Below are 24684 nucleotides of genomic sequence, written 5' to 3' on the forward strand. Positions count from 1 at the left end.
AAGATAATGGCTAAGAATGTATATCAATTTATTGACGTAGAAAGGATTGATCCGCCGAAGAAGCCGATAATGGATCGTAAAAACGGCTTTGCTGAGATCTACCATCCTCTAACAAACTCACAGGCAGAAGGCCAGGCAGACCGCTGCCTGGACTGCGGTAATCCATACTGCGAATGGAAATGCCCGGTACATAACTACATTCCTCAGTGGCTGGCACTGGCCAACGAAGGTAAATTTATCGAGGCAGCCGAGCTGTCTCACCAAACTAACAGTTTGCCGGAAGTATGCGGCCGGGTTTGTCCTCAGGACCGTCTGTGTGAGGGTGACTGTACCTTAAACGATGAGTTTGGTGCGGTAACCATTGGTTCTATCGAAAAGCACATTACCGACACGGCCTTTAAAATGGGCTGGCGTCCGGACATGAGCGGCGTTACCTGGACCGACAAGAAAGTCGCTATCGTGGGTGCTGGTCCTGCCGGCCTCGCCTGTGCAGACATTCTGGTGCGTAACGGCGTGAAGCCTGTCGTATTTGACAAATACGAGGAAATTGGTGGTCTGCTAACGTTTGGTATTCCCTCTTTCAAACTTGAAAAGGACGTTATTAAACTGCGCCGCGAGATCTTTACCGAGATGGGCGTCGAGTTTGTAATGAATACTGAAATTGGTAAAGACATGCCGTTTCAGGATCTGATTGACCAGTACGACGCCGTGTTCCTCGGCATGGGGACTTACAAGTCAATGAAAGGCGGATTTGATAACGAAGGTGCCGACGGTGTTTACGAAGCCCTGCCCTTCTTGATATCAAATACCAACAGAGTCATGGGCCTGGAAAAAGACGCTGCTGACTTTATCGACATGAAAGGCAAGAAGGTTGTGGTACTCGGTGGTGGTGATACCACCATGGACTGTGTTCGTACGTCTATTCGTCAGGGCGCTGAGCAGGTAACCTGTGCTTACCGTCGTGATGAGGCAAGCATGCCGGGCTCACGCCGTGAAGTGGTGAATGCCCGGGAAGAAGGCGTTGAATTTGAATTTAACGTCCAGCCGCTCGATATCGCAGTGGATGAAACCGGTAAGGCCATTGGCGTTAAGCTGGTACGCACCGAAATGGGTGAACCTGATGCAGCAGGGCGTCGTCGCCCGGTTGTGGTGGAAGGCTCAGAGTTTGTCCAGGAAGCCGACGCGGTCATTATTGCCTTTGGTTTCCAGCCAAGCCCGGCACCATGGTTTGCAGACTACGGTATTATTCTGGACGAAAAAGGCCGCGTACGTGCGCCGGCAAAAGGCCAGTACGCTTATCAGACATCCAATCCGAAAATCTTCGCCGGTGGCGATATGGTTCGCGGCAGTGATCTGGTTGTAACTGCAATTGATGAAGGCCGGAAGGCCGCTGATGGTATCCTCGACTACATTGGTGCCTGATACACAATTGTATTAGTTAAAAAAATAACGGAGCCCTGTGGCTCCGTTATTTTTTAATGTTAACCACTAATTAATCGTAATAGTAAGTCACTTCGATACCATATTCGCGACCTTTTGCGAGAGGTGAAAACGTACCGAAACTCAACTGCGTATCGTTGCCGTGTTTGACATCATTTAACAGGTTTTTGCCAAACACCCCTACTGACCAACGCCCATCTTCAGTCTGGAAATCCATGCCGGCATTGAGGATTTTCTGATCGTCAATATAGCCAAGGTTATTGTCTGTGTAGTAAGTTTTGTCACGGTAGGAATAGTTAATCCGACTGGTTAATAACCCCCAGTCATTAAATTCGACGTCGTGGGTTAGACCAACGCTATAGGTCAGCTCAGGAACACGGGGAATTTCCAGTTGCTCATCTTTATCATCAACCACCCCATCACCATTCAGGTCATAAATGACCTCGTCGTATTCAGCATTAATGAAACCTGCATTAAACATAGCAACCAGATTATCAGTAATGCGGATCATGCCATCCACCTCAATACCAGTCAGCGTCGCTTCAGCCGTATTTTTGATGATCTGAATAAGCGAGCCATCTGGCGCAGGTAAGCTGACTTCGCGCTGCATGTCATCAATGGACATTACAAATGCCGCGGCATTGAAACGCCCCCATTCAGTATCCCCTTTATAGCCCACTTCAAAATTGTTAACGGTTTCTTCGTCAAATGGGCCAGGGCCGTTGGTTTCGCGTAGTTCAGGCGTACTGATATCCGCTGTGTTCCTGAGGTTGTAACCGCCTGAACGAAAGCCCTTGGACCAACTGGCAAACAAATTGGTATCACTATCTAACCGGTAGCGGACTCCTAACTTAGGTGACACGTTGCTCCATTCTTTGCTATCAACAAAATCAAAATTACAATCATTTGCTTCATAGATATTACACACCGGCCCCTGAGGGATAATAAAGCCTGAATTAATACTGCCGATATTAAGATTCATTGACGAAATCTGCACATCCTTCTCTTCCCGGGTAAAGCGCAGGCCCGCAGATAATGTCCATTGCTCATTGAGGTCATAATCGACGGCTGAGAACGCACCTAAACTGTTGGTATCATGAAGCCCGCCCCCATCCTGATAAATACCAGCCGCGAGTAAATCCGGAGTACCGTCAGCATTAATGTCGGCATACACTGTGGTTAACGGCAACTCACGACGTTCATGGTAGAGCATATCATTGGTATAATGATAAAGGCCTGCCGTTACGTTGGCCTTGCCCAACGATTTGTTGAAACGGAGTTCATGACTAAACTGTTCACTGGTCGTCCACGAATTTGAGTGAAACAAAGTGAAAGGCTGTGCATCAATATCGCCGCGGGTAGGAGAGGAATAATCTCGCCAGCCAAAGATATAGGTTAACGTCCCGCCACCAATCTGCCAGTCAGCATTGAGAGACAATAGTTCAGTCTCAATTTGTTGCCAGCCTGGTTCATTAATAGCGATGTCATGGCTATCACGGTCAAACGTCACAGCGAATGGGGCCAGTGGATGCCCCTGAGGGAATGCCAGGTTTGGGTTTATTCCCAAGCCATTGGTGTGGTTCTGTCCCGATGGGCCATCACCGTCGAGGTCAAGGTTCTCGTATTTCAGTGTAATACTTAAATCGTCTGTCGCTTCCCAGAGCGTAGTAGTACGAATGAGTGTTTGATCAACGGCGCCATGATCACTGCCATCAAATTTATTTTCAAACCATCCATCGTCTTTGTTGTGATAGACCGACAGTTTAGTAAACAGGTTGTCTGTAAGCGGAATATTCACATTTCCCTGGATCGTTTTATTCAAGCCGCCGGGACCGCCCCCACTCACAGAACCTCTGACCTTAGCTGAGAAAATGTCATCCGGTTGCTTGGTTGTGATCAAGATTGCACCGCCGGTGACATTGCGGCCAAATAAAATTCCCTGCGGACCTCGTAAAACTTCAACCCTGGCGATATCAAACATATCAACCACTACACCGCCATTAGTGCCGATAAACACACCATCGACAAAAACCCCAACAGTCGGATCAATTGACGTTATCGAGCTGTTGATCCCCAATCCTCGAATGGAAAAATTAGCAACGCCCCTAGCTGTGCCTACATCATCAAGCACTACATTAGCAATGCCCACGGATAAATCATTCATATTTCTGAATTTCATGGCATCAAGCTGCGCTTCACCAAAAGCGGTAATCGCCACCGGGACATCCTGAATCGACTCAACTCGCTTACGCGCTGTGACTTCAATGGTTTCAAACAAGGTATCTGCCGTCTTCTTATTACCTGTGGCAGGCGCTTCTTCCTGAGCCAGGGCAGGATTCAGTACTGCTGCTACACATAGCGATAATAACGTGACATTTAAGCGTTTCGAACTGCATTGGGTATAACGGGTTAACGACATCGGTTTTTCCTCGTTTGCTGTAGGGTGTGCATCCACTAATGTTAAGACGATGTTATAAATTTAACATCAAAACTAACACCAGCGAAAACACATGTCAATATAACGGTATATTATTTCACTATGCAAAATTAATTAACTGCTATTTGAACTTAAATTTTGCCTTTTATTGGATTTGCGTTGTACAGAAATATCAGGGCAATGCAGAAAAATGTGCAGGCATAAAAGGGAAAGTGGGTATGCCAGGTGTACAGGTAGGCTCCTAGTGGTGGGCCAATAATATAGCCTAGTGCTGGTGCCGCCGTAATATATCCGGTCATCCGAGCGCGTTGTTCAGCCGGGCATTCACTGGTAAGTGTTGCAGTTATGGTGGGATAGCCAATGCCGGTTCCGGCTCCTATACATAGCATTGCAATATATATCGTCGTTAATGACTGAGCGCTTGTAATTAAGCCGTACCCTGCAATTAACAACAGCGCAGCAATCAACAATGACCTCGCGGCCGATAATCGCCCTCGCTGAACCACGGTCCATTGCACAAACAGTGCAGCCAGTGCACTGTTCATCATTGCCGCTCCCGCGCGCTGGGCGGCAGCAACTGGCGTATAATGAAAATAATCAATCAATAAAAAGCCTAAAGACTGCTGTAGCATTGCCATGCAAATAAAAATAATGATGGCATAGGCGATGAGTGGCCTGGCTGAAAAGGCGAGCGTCGAGCTACTTTGTATTTTACTGTCGATGCGGTAAGAGGTGATAGCTTGCTCAGGCAACCTTCTCCATACTAATAGCAGTGCGAGCAATGTCATGATGATGATCGCATAGAGCGGAACAACCAGCCCAAGGTGAACCAGCAGGCCGGCAAAACCAGGGCCGAGTATCTGACCAAGACTATTTGCTGAGGTAACCCGGCTTATAAACCGAATCGAAGGCAGATCTCGTTGCCTTGCATACAACGTGGTGTAACCTACCACTGAAGGGGGTGTAGCAGACATGACCGATGACTGTGCCATACGCGCAATCAACAAAGATACGAACAGCCAGCTTCCCAGGAGCACCTGTTGCTGACCTAATGCAAACACACTGGCAAATCCCAGCGTGCCCAAACTATACCCGGCCAAACCAATAAGCAGTGTGGTCTTGTGCCCGAGTGATTGGGCACGTTTACTCCACCAGGTGCTACCAAACGCAAAGGTGAATGCCGATAAAGACAATATACTGGCAACCTGTAACTCGCTTAAGCCGGTTTGCCGCCCTAAGGACGGTAGTATTGTCATCACCACACTCTGACCCATTGCCGTGGCCAGCAAGGCTAAAAACAACACCACCGAGATCATGGCAGTTCTCGCTGACCCGGTGGTTGCAACGGACAGTCGACAGCGTTACTGAGCAACTTCAAACAATGCTGCCATTCCCATGCCTCCACCGATACACATGGTAGTAACGACATAACGCACCTTGCGACGTTGTGCTTCAAGCAACGCATGACCAACCATACGAGCCCCGCTCATGCCATAGGGGTGACCAATAGAAATTGCGCCACCGTTAACATTTAGCCGGTCGTTATCAATACCGAGCTTATCGCGGCAATACAGTACCTGTACTGCAAATGCCTCATTGAGCTCCCATAAACCAATATCGTCAACGGTGAGGCCATGACGTTTTAATAATTTAGGTACCGCAAATACCGGCCCGATCCCCATTTCGTCAGGTTCACAACCCGTCACAACCATGCCCCGATATATCCCCAGTACGGATAAATTTCGGCGAACTGCTTCTTGTGCTGACATCAGCACACTTGCGGACGCACCGTCGGATAACTGACTTGCGTTACCAGCAGTAATGCTACCACCTTCGATAACCGGGTTCAGACCGGCAAGTCCGTCCAGAGTGGTAGAGGGTCGATTACACTGATCCTGACTTATGGTTGTATCAACCAGATCGAATTTACCCGTGGCCTTATCCATTTGTGCCTGAACCACATCCATGGGGACTATTTCATTGTCAAACACACCATTAGTTTGTGCTGCAGCAGTCCGCTGCTGACTTTGCAAGGCATATTCATCCATTTGCTCCCGTTTGATACCATAGCGTTTCGCCACAATTTCAGCGGTTTCGATCATCGACAGATAAATCCCGGAATGTTTGGCTTTTAATGCCTCGCTATGAGCGCGGAATTTATTCATTTTGTCATTTTGCACCAACGATATAGAATCAAGTCCGCCGGCGACCGCTATTGGTGCACCATCAACGATAATGCGCTGCGCGGCCATACTAATGGCCTGCAAACCGGAAGAACAAAACCGGTTAATGGTGACACCGGCAGAAGTGACGGGTAAACCAGCCATCAAGGCAGCTTGACGGGCGATATTCCCCCCTGTCGCCCCCTCTGGCAAGCCACATCCCATTAAGACATCTTCCACTTCGCCGGCCTCTATGCCAGCTCTCTCAACTGCATGCCTGATTGCATGGCCGGCCAGTTCAGCACCATGGGTATTATTTAGCGCGCCCCGGTAAGCCTTACCAATTGGCGTACGGGCAGTACTGACAATAACTGCTTCAGTCACGGTATTTCTCCTTCATTATGATTGAGTAAGATCGGCAAAGCTACGGCCTTGCTCAGCGAGTTCTTTGAGTAATGGAGCAACGACCCAATCATCACCATACCGGGCCTGGAAGGCTTCCATATCAGCAACAATATTGGCAAGACCGACCGTATCGGCATAAAACATAGGCCCGCCCCGGTATACCGGGAAGCCATAACCATAGATGTAAACCACATCAATATCAGATGGACGTTGCGCAATACCTTCAGCGAGGATTAGCGCAGCTTCATTGATCAGGGGATAAATTAAGCGCTTAACAATTTCTTCGTCACTCACATCTTCGCGCTGGCGATTCAGTGCCTGCATGGCGTCTTTAATAATGTTGTCGACCTCAGGGTCTGGTATCGGCATTCGAGAACCGTCTTCGTAACGGTAATAACCTTTACCCGCTTTTTGCCCGGTTCTGCCGGCTTCCACCAGCCGGTCTGCAATAGCGCCATCGGTTGCTGGCACATACTCGCCGCGTTCGCGGCGCTCCTTCCGCACGCGATAACCAATGTCAAGGCCGGCTAAATCGCCCATCGCCAGAGGCCCCATCGCCATACCAAATTCATACAGCGCCTTATCAATACGAGCAGGGCTTAAGCCTTGCAGGAGTAACGCCCCAGCTTCCCGGCCGTAACCTTTCAGCATCCGGTTGCCGATAAAGCCGTCACATACACCCGACACCACGCCGACCTTCTTAATGCTCTTGGCCAGTTTCATTGCTGTCGCCAGCACATCATCGGCAGTTAATTTGCCGCGTACTACTTCTAGCAAGCGCATAATGTTGGCAGGACTGAAGAAATGCAGGCCTATTACATCTTCCGGCCGGGAAGTAAATGATGCGATAGTGTCGACATTTAAAGTAGAGGTATTGCTCGCCAGAATAGCGCCGGGTTTACAATACTTATCAAGTTGGGTAAACACATCACGTTTGACCGACATGCTTTCAAATACTGCTTCAATCACCAGATCAACCTCAGCCAACTGCTGGTAGCTGTCGGTTCCGCTCACCAATGATTTAGCCGCTTCGGCCTTCTCAGCCGTCATGCGGCCTTTTTTCACCTGAGCATCGTAATAGTGATGAATGTGCCCTATTCCGCGCTCGAGTGCTTCAAAACTCATTTCAAGCAGAATCACCGGCATACCTTTATTGGTAAAATTAATAGCAATACCACTTCCCATGGTTCCGGCACCAATAATTGCTACCTGCTTTATTTCTCTGACAGGTGTCGACTTATCCAAACCTTTCACCAGCGCAGCCTGACGTTCAGCAAAGAATAAATGACGCTGGGCTTTGGATTGGGAGCCGTTCATCAGCGCCAAAAACAGTTCACGCTCTTTCTTAACGCCATCATTGAAATCGAGCTCCACCGCAGCCTGTACCACCTCCACACAGTACTGTGGTGCAATAAAACCTCGTTTTATTTTTGCCAGCTTACTGCGATACTGCTCGAACAGACCTGGCTCTGTAGCGGCTACCTGCATATCGCTGATACGTCTGACAGCAGTATTTTCAACCACCAACTCTTTGGCATAAGCAACCGCTGCCTCTTTTAGGTTGTCCTGGACAACCCTATCGATAAGCCCATGCTCAGCGGCCTCGCGCGCTGGCACTTGTCTGCCGCTGGTAATCATATCGAGCGCCAGCTCGGCACCGGCAATACGCGGTAAACGTTGGGTTCCTCCGGCTCCTGGCAATAATCCAAGCAACACCTCAGGAAGCCCGACCCGGGCAGATTCAAGTGCGATACGATAGTGGCAGGTAAGCGCAACCTCCAGACCACCACCAAGCGCAGTGCCATGCAGCGCCGCGACAACAGGCTTGGTTAGCGAATCCATCTCAGTCAATAAATCGGGCAGCGCTGGCGGCTGCATAGGCTTACCGAACTCGGTAATATCCGCGCCGGCAATAAAGGTTTGCCCCTGACAACAAATCACAATGGCTTTGACGTCCTGATTACGCTCTGCGGCTTGAAGCGTTTCCTGTAAACCACTGCGAACCCTGGCTGATAGTGCATTCACCGGCGGGTTATTCACTTCAACTATCGCGACATGGTCGTCGATATTCATCGTTACGGCTGAAGTCATGATATTTGTCCTGTGTTATTTAATTTCTTTGCATACTAACCGAACAAACGCACATTTCAAAACTTTATTTCACTATGCGGTACAAAAATGAATGATGTTTTTATCTTTAATATCTACGTAAAAAACCACGAATAGCAAAATAAGCCTATGTTTATTATTATTTTTTATTTTAATCACTGTTCTATTAATGCTTTTTATCTTACTAGACGTTCTAGCATTTTCACTTTGTATATAGACTTATAGTTTCGCTATGCGGTAGTATATTTCAATTAATTAAAGAGGGATAACCTATGCAAAGCCAGCAATTTTCCGAATATGGTGCCGCACTTGCGGCTAATGACTACCCAACACCTCAACCCAGTGGCGAGGAAGTACTTATCAAGATTGATGCCTGTGGGGTATGTCACAGCGACGTTCATGTATGGGAGGGGTATTTTGATCTCGGCGGAGGACATAAGGTCGATATGCGAGGTACCCATAAACTGCCCTTTACTCTGGGCCACGAAATCGCCGGTGAAGTAGTCAGTTGCGGCGAAAACGCTACTGCCAGAGTCGGCGATAAAGTGATCGTATACCCTTGGATTGGCTGCGGTAAGTGCCCGCTTTGTAAAGCCAATAAAGAACACCTGTGTTACCAACCACGCTCGCTGGGTGTCTCAGTGGATGGTGGATTTAGCGACCATGTGCTGGTACCGCACAGTAAATACTTATTTGACTTAGGCCAGCTACCGCCCCAAGTGGGTTGTACTTACGCTTGCTCTGGTGTCACGGCATTCAGTGCCATTGAACAAGTAAAAGAACAAGTGGAAGGTAGACAGCTTCTGATCATCGGTGCCGGCGGCGTTGGCCTGAGTGGTCTGGCACTTGCCAAAACACGTCTGAATTGCGAGATCATTGTTGCAGATATCGACGAGGGCAAACGCGAACTGGCAATGCAGGAAGGCGCGGATGCGGTCATTGACCCGCGCGATAAAGAAGCTACCGGAGCCTTAATTAAACGTACGCATGGCGGAGTCGCCGCTGCGGTAGATTTTGTCGGCTCAGACCGTAGTGCTGGCTTCGGAGTACAGGTGCTGAACAAAGGCAGCACATTGGTGGTAGTGGGCTTATTTGGTGGTGCAATGCCACTGTCGGTTCCTTTGCTGCCACTTAAAGCCATCACCATCAAAGGCTCTTTCGTCGGCAGTCTTGACGACATGCAATCACTAATGTCGTTGGTGCATGCCGGCAAGGTAGCGCCAATTAAGATTACCCAGCGGGACATGTGTTGTGCCCACCAGACTCTGGAAGATCTACGTACCGGCAAGATCATGGGTCGTGTTGTGTTAACCCCGGAATCATAGGAGACAACCATGAAAGCAATCATCTGTCATGAATTTGCCCCCCTCGAACAACTGGCTTTTGGCGACTGGCCGGTCCCACAACCCAGTGCGAAAGAAGTACAGGTTGAGGTCAAAGCTGTTGGTGTTAACTTTCCGGATGCCTTGTTGGTGCAGGGCCTTTATCAGGCCAAACCCGAGCGTCCTTTTATTCCAGGCAGTGAATTTGCCGGAATTGTTAAAGGTGTCGGCAGTGAAGTTAAAGGCATCAGCCCCGGCGACCGGGTTATCGGATTAAGTCCTCATTACAGTGCCTGTGCTGAATACATCTGCATGCCAGAAAAACGCCTTATTGCGTTACCCGAAGGTATTGCTTTTGATGAAGCAGCCGGACTTATTCTTGCTCATGGCACTGCCCACTACGCGCTTAAACAACGTGCCGCACTTAAACCAGGTGAAACACTGTTAGTCCTCGGAGCAGCCGGCGGTACCGGATTAGCGGCAGTGCAAATCGGAAAAGCGATGGGCGCCACCGTTATTGCAGGATGCTCAAGCGATGACAAATTGCAATTAGCCAGACAAAACGGCGCTGACATACTGATCAACTATACCACTGAAGATCTTCACGACGCGCTGCGTCGCGAAACCAATGGAAAAGGGGTTGATGTGGTTTATGACCCTGTTGGTGGCAAGTTGTTTGATGTTTGTACCCGCAATATGGCGCCTGCCGGTCGTTTATTGGTTGTAGGCTTTGCTGGCGGAGACATCCCCAAGTTCCCGGTGAATCTGGCGCTGGTAAAAGAGTATGCCGTTGTGGGTGTATTTTTTGGTGCCTTTACCCGCCGCGATCCAGCAGCCTATGCCGCTAACATGCGGGAACTTTTACAGTGGTACGCCAAAGGGCAGGTTCACGTCCACGTCGATGCAACTTACACGCTTGAGCAAACCGCTGAAGCCTTCGCCGCTGTGATGAATCGACAGGCGAAAGGTAAACTCATTATTACCCCATAAATGACGGAGAGTTTTTATGAACTTTGCTCACAGTGAGAAGGTAATGCAGTTGCAGCAACGACTGCATACCTTTATGGACAATTATATATACCCCCGAATTCAGGCCTATCGCGATGAAGTGCGAGCTGGCCATTATCCGGTATCGTTTATGGCAGATCTCAAATCACTGGCTCGCAGTGAAGGTTTGTGGAATTTGTTTTTGCCAGGTTTGCAGGATAACGAACCGGGTACCCGACTTACTAATTTAGAATACGCACCGTTAGCAGAAATGATGGGGCGTGTTCCCTGGGCCTCGGAAGTGTTCAATTGTAACGCGCCGGATACCGGCAACATGGAATTACTGCACATGTTTGCCACCAGTCACCAGCGTGAGCAGTGGTTAACCCCGCTTCTGGCAGGTGAAATACGCTCAGCCTTTGCAATGACCGAGCCTGATGTTGGCTCCTCAGATGCCACCAACATTCAAACCCGCATCACCCGCGACGGTGACGACTATGTCATAAATGGGCGCAAATGGTATATCTCTAATGCCGCCCACCCCTACTGCAAGCTGTTTATATTAATGGGTAAAACAGCACCGGATAATCCTAATCCGCATCAGCAGCAAAGCATGATAATAATTCCCAAAGACACACCCGGCGTTACCGTTCTGCGTAATTTGAAAGTGATGAACCATACCAATGCCCATGGCCACTGCGAAATAAAATTCGACAATGTACGCGTGCCTGCCAACAACCTGCTGGGAGAAGAAGGTCAAGGATTTGCAATGGCCCAGGCGCGATTAGGCCCCGGCCGTATTCACCATTGTATGCGCTCTATTGGTCAGGCTGAACTGGCCCTTGAGTTAATGATTGCCCGAGCCCAGGAACGCAAAACCAATGGCAAGTACCTGTTTCAACATGGTGCTGTAAGCGATTGGATAGCACGCTCACGCATAGAGATAGAGCAAGCCCGGTTACTGGTGCTTAAAGCTGCCTGGAAAATAGATGAAGTAGGCGCTAAAGCTGCTGCCGATGATATATCGCTTATCAAAGCGCTAATCCCAACCATGCATACCACCGTGGTTGACCGTGCAATGCAAACCTTTGGCGCGATGGGCACATCGGAAGACTTGCCGCTGGCAGATATGTGGACCCAGGGACGAGCACTGCGCTATGCCGATGGCCCTGACGAAGTACATCTTCGTAAAATTGCCCGTATGGAGATCAAACGCGCTAACCAGAAAGAGGTCAATCTGGACCATTTTTATTTTCGTCCAGATTATGACGAATAAATTAAAAATGAACTATTGATTTCACTATGTGAAACTGTATACTGCAAATGATGTTATTATCCCCTGGTAACGGGTGACACTTTTGCAGGATACAGTTTATGAATATTAATTTTTCCGAACAGGAACTCGCCTTCCAACAGGAAGTACAAACCTTCTTTCGCGAAGAGCTCCCCGAAGATGTGCAGGATCACATCAAAAATGGATTGAGCTTCAATGCAGACATTACCGTTTCATATCAGCGAGCGCTTTACAAAAAAGGCTGGGCAGGTATTAACTGGCCCGTTGAGCATGGCGGCACCGGGTGGTCTTCGACACAGAAGTATATTTTTCAGACCGAGATGGCTAAAGCCAAAGCACCTCGGCAGATCCCATTCGGTTACTCAATGGTGGCGCCAATTATTTACACCTTTGGTAACGACGAACAAAAGCAGCGCTTTCTGCCAGATATCTTGTCGTCAAAAACCTGGTGGTGTCAGGGCTATTCAGAGCCCAATGCCGGCTCAGATCTGGCTGGTTTAAAAACCCGCGCCGTACGCGATGGCGATCATTATGTCGTCAATGGTACGAAAACCTGGACCACCCTGGGCCATCATGCCGACTGGATCTTCTGCCTGGTGCGCACCAGTGATGAGGACAGTAAACAAAAAGGCATTAGTTTTTTATTGATTGAGATGAACTCACCAGGGGTATCAGTAAAACCTATCATTACTCTGGATGGCCGTCGCGAGGTTAACGAAGTGGCGTTCCAGGATGTTCGCGTGCCGGTTGAAAACCTGGTTGGCGAGGAAGGTAAAGGCTGGACCTACGCCAAAGTATTGCTTACCCACGAGCGCACAAACATCGCAGGTGTAGCCGTATCCAAACAACGCCTCAGCGATTTATATGAGCTGGTCAATAATCCACCAGAAGGCTGTCCGTCACTAAAACAAAACAGTGTCTTTATGAGCCGGCTATTGCAGGTAGAAATGGAACTCAAGGCACTGGAATTTACCGATTTACGAGTATTGTCGTCAGTCAGTACAGGTTCCGCGCCCGGACCGGAGTCATCGATTTTGAAAATCAAGGGCACTGAAATCCAACAGGCACTTGATGAACTGTACGTCGAGGTTTCCGGCATTTACGCTCTGCCTTTTGTCCCGGCGCAATATGATGAAGCAGGCTATGAGCCGCGCATTGAGCCCTTCTTTGCCCCCAACACTGCCCCCCATTACTACAACAACCGCAAGGTCACTATCTATGGTGGTAGTAATGAGATTCAAAAAAATATCATCGCCAAGCAAGTACTTGGTTTGTAAGAGGAGACGGACATGGATTTTGCATTAAACGATATTCAGCAAATGCTCAAAGACAGTGCGGGCAAATTTGTTCAGAACGACTACGATTTTGAAACCCGCCAAAAGTACTGTCACTCAGACATCGGCTTTAGTGAAGATAACTGGCAGCTCTTTGCAGAACTTGGTTGGTTAGCTCTGCCTTTTAAAGAAGAATTTGGCGGTCTGGATGGCAACGCCACGGATTTGATGGTGCTAATGACCGAACTTGGTAAAGGCCTGGTTCTGGAGCCCTACCTGGCTACTATTGTATTGGCTGGAAACCTGATCCAACGCCATGGTAACCGTGCGCAACAAGACGAGTTGTTAGGCGCGGTGATAGGCGGTGAATTAAAACTCGCCTTTGCAGGTTGGGAAGCCCACGCCATTGATGACATCACGGCAATTCGCACCAGCGCAACGCCACAAGGTGATCACTATAGGTTAAGCGGTAAAAAAGCGGTCGTGTTAAATGCCGCGAGTGCCGACAAACTTGTTGTTGCCGCCAGAACATCAGGCTCCAGCGGTGATGCCCATGGGCTCAGCTTATTTATCGTCGATACGAATGCCAACGGCATTACCTTGCATCATTATCCTACGAATGACGGCGGCCGTGCCAGCGACATCACTTTCGATAACGTCGAGGTACACAGCCTGGGAGAAGCAGACAGCGCATTTGCTGCTATCCAGGCGGTAAGGAATGACGCCATCGTGGCAGTCGCGGCAGAAGCCGTAGGTCTGATGGACAAAATGCTGGCAGCCACCACTGAATATACCAAAGTACGTAAACAATTTGACGTACCTATCGCTAAATTTCAGGTTCTCCAACACGCCATGGTCGACATGTTTATGGAATGCGAGCAAGCACGTTCGATGCTGTATTACGCAGCCATCACGATTGGCAACGACAACAGTGCAGAAGCCGACCGTGCCAGTCAGTTCCTTAAGTGGAAAATAGGTCAGGCCGGACGCTTAGTTGGCCAGTCTGCAGTGCAATTACACGGTGGAATGGGCGTCACTGAAGAGTTGGATGTGGGTCATATGTTCAAGCGTCTGACCATGATTAATACGCTGTTTGGCTCAATGGATACCCACCTGGATAGCCTGATCAAGCAACACCAGGCTGCTTAAGGAGCATGACATGAAAATTATGGTTAGCGTTAAGCGCGTGATCGATTACAACGTCAAAATACGGGTTAAACCTGATGGCAGCGATGTTGATCTGACAAATGTCAAAATGGCGGTTAACCCGTTTTGCGAGATCGCCATTGAAGAGGCGGTGCGACTTAAAGAGCAAGGTATTGCCACTGAGGTCGTCGCTGTATCAGTGGGCCCAGAGTCAGCTCAGGAACAATTGAGAACAGCCCTGGCACTGGGTGCCGATCGCGGCATCTTAGTAACAAGTAACGCTCAGACCGAGTCACTCAATGTTGCCCGTATACTGGCTAAAGTCGTTGAACAGGAAAAGCCTGATCTGATCATTATGGGCAAACAGGCGATTGACTCAGACAATAATCAAACCGGGCAAATGCTGGCCGCACTATGCGACTTTCCTCAGGCAACGTTCGCTTCTGAGGTCAGTGTCGCTGACAAAACAGTCACCGTTACCCGGGAAATAGACGGCGGTTTACAAACGTTAAAACTTAGCCTGCCGGCGGTTGTGACCACCGATTTACGTCTGAATGAGCCCCGCTACGCATCACTACCCAACATTATGAAAGCAAAGCGTAAACCGCTCACAACGCTCACTCCCGAAGCGCTTGGTGTAGACGTGTCAGCCCATAGTCGGTTAGTCGGTGTAGCACCGCCGCCTGAACGTAGCGCGGGTATTAAAGTCGCCTCAGTAGAGGAACTGGTGAAAAAACTCAAACACGAAGCCAAGGTGATCTAATGTCTATTTTACTTATTGCAGAACACGACAACCAAGCACTGAAGCCGGCAACGTTAAATACCGTTTCTGCGGCGACTCTGCTTAACCAGTCGGTTACCGTACTGGTGGCTGGCAGCGATTGTGGGACTGTAGCCGAGCAAGCCAGCGAAATAGCCGGCGTAACTAAGGTGATACTTGCTGATGCTGCCAGTTATGCGCATCAGTTAGCAGAAAACATTGCTAAGCTGATCATCGATCTCGCGCCTGATTACGACTACTTTATTGCACCTGGCACCACCAATGGGAAAAATCTGATGCCCAGAGTGGCGGCCTTGCTTGGCGTAGGTCAGATTTCAGATATTACGGCAATAGAGAGTGCCGATACATTTGTCCGTCCAATCTATGCAGGTAATGCGCTGGCCACAGTGCAGGCACTGGATGCTAAAAAAGTGCTCACCGTACGGACCAGCGCATTTGATGCGGCAGCGACCGATGGCAATGCTGAAATCATCGCCTGCACGATAGTGCATGAGTCGCCAACAAGCGAATTTATCAGTCAACAGGTGGCCGAATCAGAGCGTCCTGAACTCACTGCAGCCAGTGTCATTATATCTGGTGGTCGCGGCATGGCGAACGGCGAGAACTTTGCCATGCTGGAAGGCGTTGCAGATAAGCTAGGCGGTGCCGTGGGCGCATCCCGGGCAGCGGTAGACTCCGGTTTTGTGCCTAACGATATGCAGGTGGGCCAGACCGGGAAAATCGTTGCGCCGGATCTGTATATAGCCGTCGGTATTTCAGGCGCTATTCAGCATCTGGCCGGTATGAAAGACTCCAAAGTCATTGTCGCTATCAATAAAGATGAAGAAGCACCAATTTTTCAGGTTGCTGATTATGGACTGGTAGCAGATTTATTCTCCGCCATCCCTGAACTTCAGGCACAACTATAACTACTACACAGACGGATTACGCAGGAGGAACTGCCGTGGAACGAGAATCGATGGAGTTTGATGTACTGATTGTCGGAGCAGGCCCGGCGGGACTCTCTGCTGCTTATCAGATAAAAAAACTTGCTAATAACAACAACCAGGACATCAGTGTTTGTGTTCTGGAGAAAGGTTCCGAAGTCGGCGCGCATATTTTGTCGGGTGCAGTCATCGAAACCACCGCTCTTGATGAACTGATCCCAGACTGGAAGGAAAAAGGCGCACCGCTCAACACCCCGGTATCCCGGGACGAATTGTATTTACTGAAGGATAGTCAAAAGGCAACACAGATACCCGGCTGGGCCATTCCCGCCCCTATGCACAACACCGGAAATTACATTGTTAGTCTGGGCAATGTGTGCCGATGGCTGGCTGAACAGGCCGAAGCCATCGGGGTAGAAATCTTCCCCGGATTTGCTGCCGCCGACATAGCCTATGACGACAACGGCGCAGTCAAAGGCGTATTCACCGGTGATATGGGCGTCGATGCCGAGGGTAATCAAAAGGCCGGCTATATACCTGGCATGGCACTGTATGCCCGCTATACGTTGTTTGCAGAAGGGTGTCGGGGGCATCTGGGGAAAGCTCTGATACGACAGTTTAACCTCGATAAGGACCGCGACCCGCAACATTATGGTCTGGGTATCAAGGAGTTATGGGAGATCCCGCCCGAACAACATCAGCCTGGGTTGGTAGTGCATGGTTCAGGCTGGCCATTGGACGATGCCAGTGGCGGCTTCTTTTTATACCACACTGACAATAATCAGGTAGTGGCCGGGTTAATTGTTGATCTGAATTACAGTAACCCGTACTTAAGCCCTTTTGATGAGTTCCAGCAGCTCAAACATCACCCGCTGTTCGCCGCCACGTTGTCGGGCGGAAAACGAATCGCCTATGGCGCCCGTGCTATCGCTAAAGGCGGCTTAAATGCGCTACCCGAAATGGCATTTCCGGGAGGTTTGCTAATAGGTTGCGACGCCGGCACGCTTAACTTTGCCAAAATTAAAGGCACCCATACTGCCATGCAATCAGGCATGATTGCGGCGGATGCCGTAATGGATGCCTTAAGTCAGCAACAGCCACCTGCCCAAATAACCGAATTTAGTGCGCGTTTTCGCGATTCCTGGCTATATCACGAACTCCATGCCACCCGTAATTTTGGACCCGCCATGCATAAGTTTGGTCCGTTATTAGGCGGTGCCTACAATTGGATCGAGCAAAATATCTTTAAAGGCAGGTTGCCTTGGACGCTGCATGACAAGGTACCGGATCATAAGCAACTTAAACCGATCAGTGAGTGCTCAGCTAAGTCTTATCCTAAACCTGATGGCAAGCTGAGCTTTGACAAATTATCGTCGGTGTATTTATCCAATACGAATCACGAAGAAGACCAGCCCTGCCATTTGCGCCTCACCGATCCGTCGATCCCGGTAAAGGTGAATTTGCCACTTTACGATGAACCGGCTCAGCGCTACTGCCCGGCGGGTGTCTATGAAATAGTAGAAAATGATAGCGAGCCTCAGTTGCAAATTAACGCGCAAAACTGTGTGCACTGTAAAACCTGCGACATAAAAGATCCGTCGCAGAATATCTGCTGGGTCACACCGGAAGGTACCGGTGGTCCTAATTACCCGAACATGTAGGAGGCAACAATGCGAACCATCGAAATGATTGGTGTAATTGGGGCTGGCGCCATGGGCCGGGGTATTGCACAGGTATTACTCAGTTGTGGCAAAACCGTTCTCCTGGCAGACAGTAATAAACAGGTACTGACTGAAGCCAAAGCGTTTATTATGGATAAGCTCCACAAACAAGCGGCTAAAGGAAGACTGACGAAAGCCACCGTAACACAAGCAGAGGCGGCACTGTCTCTGATTAGTACTGATGCCCTGGGAAAGTTGGCAAGCTGCCAACTGGTGGTTGAGGCCATTGTTGAACAACATTCGGCCAAGGCCGAGCTGTTTGAACAACTTGAACATATCGTGAGCGCTGACTGTATCCTGGCAACTAACACCTCTTCGTTGTCGGTCACTGGCCTCGCCGCTACTTGCCAGCATCCTGCGCGCGTTGCCGGGTGGCATTTTTTTAACCCCGTGCCCCTTATGCGTCTGGTTGAAGTGATTGGAGCGGTGCAAACCGCGCCAGATGTACTTGAACACTTAACGGCTCTCACCCGGGAATTCGGTCATACACCGGTTAATGTCAAGGATATGCCAGGCTTTCTGGTTAATCACGTGGGTCGTGGTTATGGCGGTGAAGCGCTGCATATCGTCGCTGAACAGGTCGCCGACTATGCCTGTATTGATCGAATTTTAAAACGTCAGTGCGGCTTTAAGATGGGGCCCTTTGAACTATTTGACCTGACTGGTCTGGACATTTCACACCGGGTCACCGAATCAATTTATCAGCAGTTTTATTGTGACCCGCGATATCGACCAAGTGTGATTGCCCAGCAACGCGTACAAGCAGGTCTGTTAGGTCGCAAGAGCCAGCACGGTTTTTATGACTATGATAATGCCAACGCTACTTCGCCCGGCTCTGTCGTGATTCCCAATGGAAGCCTGGAGGCGGTCTGGCTGGGGGCCTGTGATGATAAGGTACGTAGCTGGCTAACCGCCTTGCTTGAGGACACCGGCATCAGAATAGAGTCAGGCTTACAGCCATCGGGGACTGCCCTAATAATAATTGCCCCATGGGGTTCTGATGCCACCCACTTTGCCTCCCTGAACAATCTGGACAGTCAGCGTACCATCGCAATTGACCCACTGTTTCCCGAGTCAGGACAACTCGTTCTGATGGCCACGGTCAACACAGGGCCCGACTATCGGGACGGCGCCCATGCGTTATTTGCCCAAACCGGCCAACAGGTTGAAGTCATCAACGATAGCTGTGGCTTTGTCAGCCAGCGTATTCTTGCCTGCATCATTAATATTGCCTGCGAGATGGTGCAGCGCGGTATTGCCAGCATCTGTGACATTGATCAAGCCATGCAGGCTGCACTGGGTTATCCCAATGGCGCGTTTGGCTGGGCCGAAATTATTGGTCCGGCACGCGTCCTTACCATACTGGAAAATCTGTTTGAGCAAATGGGTGATCCTCGCTATCGCCCCAGCATCTGGCTTAAACGCCGGGTACTGACTGGTCAACCCCTACTGCGGGAGGAATCCTTATGTTAGACGCGTACATTTACGATGGTATCCGAACTGCCTTTGGTCGTCATGGTGGCAGACTGGCCTATACCCGGCCCGATGATTTACTGGCCCATTGCATAAAAGGTCTGATGGCCCGTCAGTCGTTAAGTGGTAGTGACATCGAAGATGTTGTGATTGGCTGTGCCAACCAGGCAGGCGAGGACGCCCGTAATGTAGCCCGCCACAGCGCACTGCTGGCTGGCCTGCCTGAAACCGTCGCCGGGCAGACGCAAAACCGGCTATGTGGCAGCGGTTTGTCGGCATGCATTGAGGCTGCGAGGGCGATTACCTGTCACGAGGGCCAATGGCTTATTGCCGGAGGTGTGGAAAGCATGAGCAGGGCCCCCTTTGTCATGGCTAAAAATAGTCAGGCCTTTGGGCGCGAAATTGCCATGTTCGACAGTACCATAGGAGCGCGATTCCCCAATGCCCGGATTGAAGCCACGTTTGGTGACGATACCATGCCACAAACTGCAGACAATATCGCCCACGAGTTGAACCTGACCCGAACTCAAGCAGATGAGTTTGCCCTGGCCTCTCAACAAAAATACCAACACGCCAAAGAGAGCGGATTTTTCAACGGCGAAATACTCCCTGTTGAAGTACCTGCCGCGAAACGAAAAGTCACTGTGACGATGGCCGATGATGAACATCCCCGACCGGACAGCAGCAACGACACCCTCGCCTCTCTGCGGCCGCTGTTTACCAATGGAGTCGTTACGGCCGGAAACGCGTCAGGTATCAACGACGGCGCTGCAGCGTTACTACTGGGAAGTTTAAGCGCCGGCAATCGTGCAGGCATGTCCCCTCGCGGACGAATTGTTGCCGGTGCAGTGGCTGGTGTGGCCCCACGGGTTATGGGGCTGGGGCCGGTAGATGCCATTCACAAAGCACTCAAGCGCGCTAATCTGACGTTAAATGATATGAGCGTTATTGAAATTAATGAAGCCTTTGCTGTTCAGGTGCTGGGGTGCCTTCATAAGCTGGGTATTGATAGCGATGATCCCAGGGTCAACCCGAATGGCGGTGCAATTGCAGTAGGTCATCCCTTAGGTGCCTCCGGCGCACGACTGGCGCTGACAGCCTTACGCCAGCTAGAACACACCCAACAACGTTATGCCGTGGTCAGTTTGTGCATTGGCGTGGGTCAGGGTGTTGCCATGGTCATTGAACGAGTCTAGTCCGGGATGGGTACTTTGGTAGCATTTGTAAAGCTAGTTAACCGGTGTATACTCGTTTAATGCCAGTTATTTCATAGGTTAAGCATCTACCAGATGGTTAACAAATGGCCAGTCTGACAAGGCTGGCGCAAGAAAAGAGTATCACTTTGTATGACAGATTTTAGTGAACTTCCACGCAAAAAAAGCGGTAGCGATGATCGCAAATTCATTGAGTCACTTGCGCGGGGGCTCGATGTGTTACGCGCCTTCAGTCAGCAAGGCGGAGTATTAGGAAATCAGGATTTAGCCCGCCTTACCGGTCTGCCGAAACCGACAATATCCCGGATGACCTATACCCTGAGCAAACTCGGTTATTTGTCTTATTCTACCCAATTAGAGAAATACCAGCTCGATGCAGGCGTTTTAGCGCTGGGTTATGCCTACACATCAAACCTGCAGGTCCGGCGTATTGCCAAACCTATCATGGAAACCCTTGCCAACCGGGTAAATCTGTCGGTAGGTCTGACAATTCGTGAGCGACTTACGATGATCTATGTTGAAAACTGCCGCGGTGACGACGCACAGGCGCTGCGCATGGATGTAGGTTCAAGCCTGCCGATCATTACTTCTGCAGCAGGGCGCGCTTACCTGGTTGGCCTACCCGACGAGGAACGCGAAGTCGTCATGAAGGAACTTGAGTTACGTGCCGGCGACAAATGGCCAGTGCACAAAGCGAGTATCGAGAAAGCCCTCGCCTGTTATGAGGAGCATGGGTTTGTCACGTCATTGGGCGAATGGGACCGTGCGGTCAACAGTGTCGGCGTGCCTCTCAAACTTCAGGATGGGCGAATAATGGCACTCAATTGCGGCGGTCCCACTTACCTGGTATCAGAACAAATGGCCATGGAGAGCCTTGGCCCGCAATTGCTTCATGTCGCCAGAGATATTATTCACACCGGCGTTTAACAACTTAAAAAGACCGCCGGTCTCGCTGGCGGTTTAACAGAAAAATCCGTCAGATCCTCCCCACCACCAGCCTCTCTCAGCCTTTAGTTTCGCGCTGCTCAGAATATAAAAAAAACGTAAACTATGTGTTAAATCGCATTGACTTCTGCTGTGCAAAGGAAATATTATGAAACTATAATTTCACATTGCGAAATATAATACTGATATGTTTGCACTAAACAAAGCCAGAACAACCATGTTAATGGTGCTGAGTCTTTTATTCAGCGTTAACACATTGGCTGAAGAGCCGCGGATCCTCAGAATGGCCTCCTGGGGACCACCAAAACACTACTTATCTGAATCAAGAGTAGCCTGGATTGAGGCGGTCAATAAACGCGCCGCCGGACGGATAAAAGTCGTCGATTACCCTAGCGGCCAGCTCTATGGCCCTAAAGATATGCACCGCGCAGTCGCCCGCGGTCTGATAGATATGGGCGTGATCCTGCAACCTCGACTTATGGCCACGGTACCACTGTTACAAGGCGTCTATTTACCCTTTGCCTTTGACTCCATGGAACAAGCGTCGAAAGCGTACAGCGGCGAATCACTGGCTATCATCGAACAGGCGATGCAGGATAAAAGTATGAAGCTGATATTTCCCAGTTTCAGCGGTGGCGTGCATGTTTTCAGTCATCAGGGAAATGTGACGTCGGTCAGTGATTTGCAGAACTTGCGGGTGCTGGCCACCAGCCCGATGGTAACGCGAATATTACATAGCCTCGATGCTGCGCCTGACACATCCATTCCCCAGAGTGAGCAATACATGGCACTTAAACGCGGGGTTGCTGACGCACTGCTGAATGGCATTGTCACCGGTTACTTTCAGCGCAACCACGAAGTTGCCCCTTATCTGACCATCACCAACATGAGTTTTCCAACAACCCTCACGACCATTAACCTAGATGTATGGCAAAGCCTACCCGCAGACATTCAACAGATTATGTTGGAAGAAGGTGAAAAACAGAAACGCTTCTCGTTGGCAAAATCGGCAGCCATGGAACGTTATTTTGAAACGCAAATTATTAAAGAAGGGGGTCAGGTTGCCCCACTGGACGCGTCGACCCGCGCACAAATAAAACAAATCAGTCAGCAGGCATGGTTAGACTGGGCCAACACTACAGGCCCTCAGGCCAGACGTTTACTGGAACTTAACCTGCCGCCTGCTTCAGCCGCCAACAACCAATCGGAGTAACTCATGTCTGGCCATCGTTACCGTTTTCAGTATGTCATCGACTCTGTTTGTAAAGCCGGTGCCTGGATAGCCGCGCTCTGTCTGTTATTCCTCGCACTTATTGTCAGTTACGAAGTCGCTGTGAGGTATCTTACTGGTCAGTCAAGTAGCTGGGTACAGGAGTTATCCGTGTATCTGATGATGGCTGTCGGCTACCTCGCAGCCGCCTATGCATTGCAGCTTAACAGTCACTTTTCGATCACCTTTTTTGTCGACCGCCTGCCGGCGAAAAAACGGCGGCGACTGCGCTTGACGACCCATTGCGTCGGACTCTTCTACGCGCTGGTTTTTTTAGTCAAAGGGGTGGACATGGTGCTGTTTTCTTATGCCATCGCTGATACCAGCACCGGACTGTTGAAAACCCCCCTTTGGATACCCGCCTGTCTGGTACCCATTAGTGGATTGCTTCTGGCATTACAATTTTTGAGCCAGACCATCGATTATCTGCACGAGGAGTCTCTTTGATGGATACGTTAATTATTCTGGCCGGACTTGTCGTGTTTATGCTGGTACTGGTCAGCGGCCTGCCCGTGGCATTTGGTTTAGGGTTTCTGGCGATTATTTTACTGAGTATTTATGTTGGACCGGATACCGCTACCGATATTGCTATCGACAAAGCCTATTCGGCCATCGATTCAGACATATTAGTAGCCATACCGCTGTTTATTCTGGCCGCACAACTTATTTCGGCAACGGGTATTGGTAAGCGGTTATTCAGTGCTGCCGAGGTAGTCTTATGGCGACTACGAGGCGGTCTTGGTGTTGCGACCATCGGCAGTAGCGGTATATTTTCGGCCATGACTGGCTCCAGCTTTGTCTCGTCATCGACCATGGGACTCATTGCCATACCTGAATTAAGAAAATCAGGCTATAGCGAGCCTAAAATTGCCGCAGCCATCACCGCAGGAGGCACGCTAGGCAGTATGATCCCACCAAGCATTGTGATGATTGTGTATGGCTATCTGACCGATGAGTCTATCAGCAAGCTGTTTATGGCGGGTGTGATTCCAGGCCTGCTACTGATCATTTTTTACTCCTTATTTATGATGTTTACCGGCCACCCGGAGCATAAGCAACCACAGGAAAAACCTAAACTGTCTAAACGCCAGGCTTTTAAGGAAGCTTTTTGGGGATTGATGGCACCGGTGATTATCCTGGGAGGTATCTACCTTGGTATCTTTACGGCATCAGAAGCTGCCGCCGTCGCCGTTGTATATTGCCTGGTGATTGGATTTGTCGTATACCGTACCTTAGACATCAAATCGCTCTGGACACAACTTATGGCAGCAGCAGTGACTTCTGCCATGGTTACTATGATCATCATTGGTGGTGCCATTCTCGGCCACGGCGTCATTTTTGGACGCATGCCTCAGGAGATACTCGCCACCATTATTGCCATGGATATTTCGCCCCTGACATTACTGATAATCATTAATCTGGTGTTATTTTTACTCGGCATGTTTTTAGAAGTACTGGCGCTCATTTATCTGGTCGTTCCTCTGCTGGTACCCGTTATTGCACATATGGGCTGGGACAACATCTGGATTGCTGTCATGTTATTGATTAACGTTAATCTTGCCCTGATCACGCCTCCCATGGGTGGCGTCCTGTATGTCGTATCACATATCGGTAATATGTCGCTGCGTACCGTAATGCAAGGCGCCCTCATGCCAATTCTGGTGTTAATCCTGGTGCTTATTCTGACCCTGATCTTTCCACAGATCGCATTGTGGCTGCCCTCAATAACCTGAGCTACTCTACCGAAACTTACCTGAGGCCGTCTTTGGCGGCCGCTA

Annotated in this window: 19 protein-coding genes; 15 read left to right on the top strand and 4 right to left on the bottom strand. The window is 49.8% G+C overall.

Translation table 11 applies throughout. The features are described from left to right. Positions 1–6: 6 nt before the first annotated feature. Entirely contained in the window at positions 7–1422 is a 1416-nt protein-coding gene (locus AC2T0J_RS01130) for an FAD-dependent oxidoreductase (RefSeq protein ID WP_489808371.1), read from the top strand. A 70-nt stretch (positions 1423–1492) separates the two neighbouring features. On the opposite strand, the gene AC2T0J_RS01135 is transcribed toward AC2T0J_RS01130, so the two are convergent. From AC2T0J_RS01135 to AC2T0J_RS01150, 4 genes are all read right to left on the bottom strand, one after another. After that, on the bottom strand, positions 1493–3859 hold the full coding sequence (locus tag AC2T0J_RS01135; RefSeq protein WP_489808372.1) for a TonB-dependent receptor: 2367 nt from the start codon (positions 3857–3859) through the stop codon (positions 1493–1495). Between the two features lie 149 nt (positions 3860–4008). After that, positions 4009–5193, bottom strand: coding sequence for an MFS transporter (locus AC2T0J_RS01140; protein WP_489808373.1), 1185 nt, complete (start codon positions 5191–5193; stop codon positions 4009–4011). 45 nt (positions 5194–5238) lie between these two features. After that, positions 5239–6423 carry an acetyl-CoA C-acyltransferase gene (locus tag AC2T0J_RS01145; RefSeq protein ID WP_489808374.1) on the bottom strand — a complete coding sequence of 395 codons (1185 nt, stop codon included), beginning with the start codon at positions 6421–6423 and terminating at the stop codon, positions 5239–5241. Between the two features lie 15 nt (positions 6424–6438). Further along, positions 6439–8535: a 3-hydroxyacyl-CoA dehydrogenase NAD-binding domain-containing protein gene (locus AC2T0J_RS01150; RefSeq protein ID WP_489808375.1), complete on the bottom strand. Its 2097-nt coding sequence runs from the start codon at positions 8533–8535 to the stop codon at positions 6439–6441. Between the two features lie 290 nt (positions 8536–8825). Here AC2T0J_RS01150 and AC2T0J_RS01155 point away from each other — a divergent pair, with 290 nt between their 5' ends. The 14 genes from AC2T0J_RS01155 (at position 8826) to AC2T0J_RS01220 (ending at position 24639) form a co-directional block, all read left to right on the top strand. Further along, on the top strand, positions 8826–9878 hold the full coding sequence (locus AC2T0J_RS01155) for an alcohol dehydrogenase (RefSeq protein ID WP_489808376.1): 1053 nt from the start codon (positions 8826–8828) through the stop codon (positions 9876–9878). Positions 9879–9887: 9 nt separating this feature from the next. Then, positions 9888–10865: an NADPH:quinone oxidoreductase family protein gene (locus AC2T0J_RS01160; RefSeq protein ID WP_489808377.1), complete on the top strand. Its 978-nt coding sequence runs from the start codon at positions 9888–9890 to the stop codon at positions 10863–10865. A gap of 16 nt (positions 10866–10881) precedes the next feature. Then, entirely contained in the window at positions 10882–12138 is a 1257-nt protein-coding gene (locus tag AC2T0J_RS01165; RefSeq protein WP_489808378.1) for an acyl-CoA dehydrogenase family protein, read from the top strand. A 98-nt stretch (positions 12139–12236) separates the two neighbouring features. Next, positions 12237–13433 carry an acyl-CoA dehydrogenase family protein gene (locus tag AC2T0J_RS01170; RefSeq protein ID WP_489808379.1) on the top strand — a complete coding sequence of 399 codons (1197 nt, stop codon included), beginning with the start codon at positions 12237–12239 and terminating at the stop codon, positions 13431–13433. Between the two features lie 12 nt (positions 13434–13445). Beyond that, positions 13446–14579 (top strand): acyl-CoA dehydrogenase family protein, encoded by a 1134-nt coding sequence (locus AC2T0J_RS01175; RefSeq protein WP_489808380.1) that lies wholly within the window; start codon positions 13446–13448, stop codon positions 14577–14579. Between the two features lie 10 nt (positions 14580–14589). Continuing rightward, positions 14590–15339: an electron transfer flavoprotein subunit beta/FixA family protein gene (locus AC2T0J_RS01180; protein ID WP_489808381.1), complete on the top strand. Its 750-nt coding sequence runs from the start codon at positions 14590–14592 to the stop codon at positions 15337–15339. Next, positions 15339–16265 carry an electron transfer flavoprotein subunit alpha/FixB family protein gene (locus AC2T0J_RS01185; protein WP_489808382.1) on the top strand — a complete coding sequence of 309 codons (927 nt, stop codon included), beginning with the start codon at positions 15339–15341 and terminating at the stop codon, positions 16263–16265. Before AC2T0J_RS01180 ends, AC2T0J_RS01185 begins: the two co-directional genes overlap by 1 nt. 35 nt (positions 16266–16300) lie before the next feature. Beyond that, a complete protein-coding gene (locus AC2T0J_RS01190; protein WP_489808383.1) occupies positions 16301–17944 on the top strand; it encodes an electron transfer flavoprotein-ubiquinone oxidoreductase in 1644 nt (547 codons plus the stop codon). A 9-nt stretch (positions 17945–17953) separates the two neighbouring features. Further along, on the top strand, positions 17954–19477 hold the full coding sequence (locus AC2T0J_RS01195) for a 3-hydroxyacyl-CoA dehydrogenase (RefSeq protein ID WP_489808384.1): 1524 nt from the start codon (positions 17954–17956) through the stop codon (positions 19475–19477). After that, a complete protein-coding gene (locus tag AC2T0J_RS01200) occupies positions 19471–20673 on the top strand; it encodes a 3-oxoadipyl-CoA thiolase (RefSeq protein WP_489808385.1) in 1203 nt (400 codons plus the stop codon). The genes AC2T0J_RS01195 and AC2T0J_RS01200 overlap by 7 nt, the downstream gene beginning before the upstream one ends. A 150-nt stretch (positions 20674–20823) precedes the next feature. Beyond that, positions 20824–21618, top strand: a complete 795-nt coding sequence (locus AC2T0J_RS01205) for an IclR family transcriptional regulator (RefSeq protein WP_489808386.1) — start codon at positions 20824–20826, stop codon at positions 21616–21618. A 205-nt stretch (positions 21619–21823) separates the two neighbouring features. After that, complete coding sequence (locus AC2T0J_RS01210; RefSeq protein ID WP_489808387.1) at positions 21824–22849, top strand: TRAP transporter substrate-binding protein; 1026 nt, start codon at positions 21824–21826, stop codon at positions 22847–22849. 3 nt (positions 22850–22852) lie between these two features. Beyond that, positions 22853–23353, top strand: a complete 501-nt coding sequence (locus tag AC2T0J_RS01215) for a TRAP transporter small permease (protein ID WP_489808388.1) — start codon at positions 22853–22855, stop codon at positions 23351–23353. Then, positions 23353–24639 (top strand): TRAP transporter large permease, encoded by a 1287-nt coding sequence (locus AC2T0J_RS01220; protein ID WP_489808389.1) that lies wholly within the window; start codon positions 23353–23355, stop codon positions 24637–24639. Before AC2T0J_RS01215 ends, AC2T0J_RS01220 begins: the two co-directional genes overlap by 1 nt. Positions 24640–24684: the final 45 nt, after the last annotated feature.

This window comes from Alteromonas sp. ISO5 (assembly GCF_058105165.1).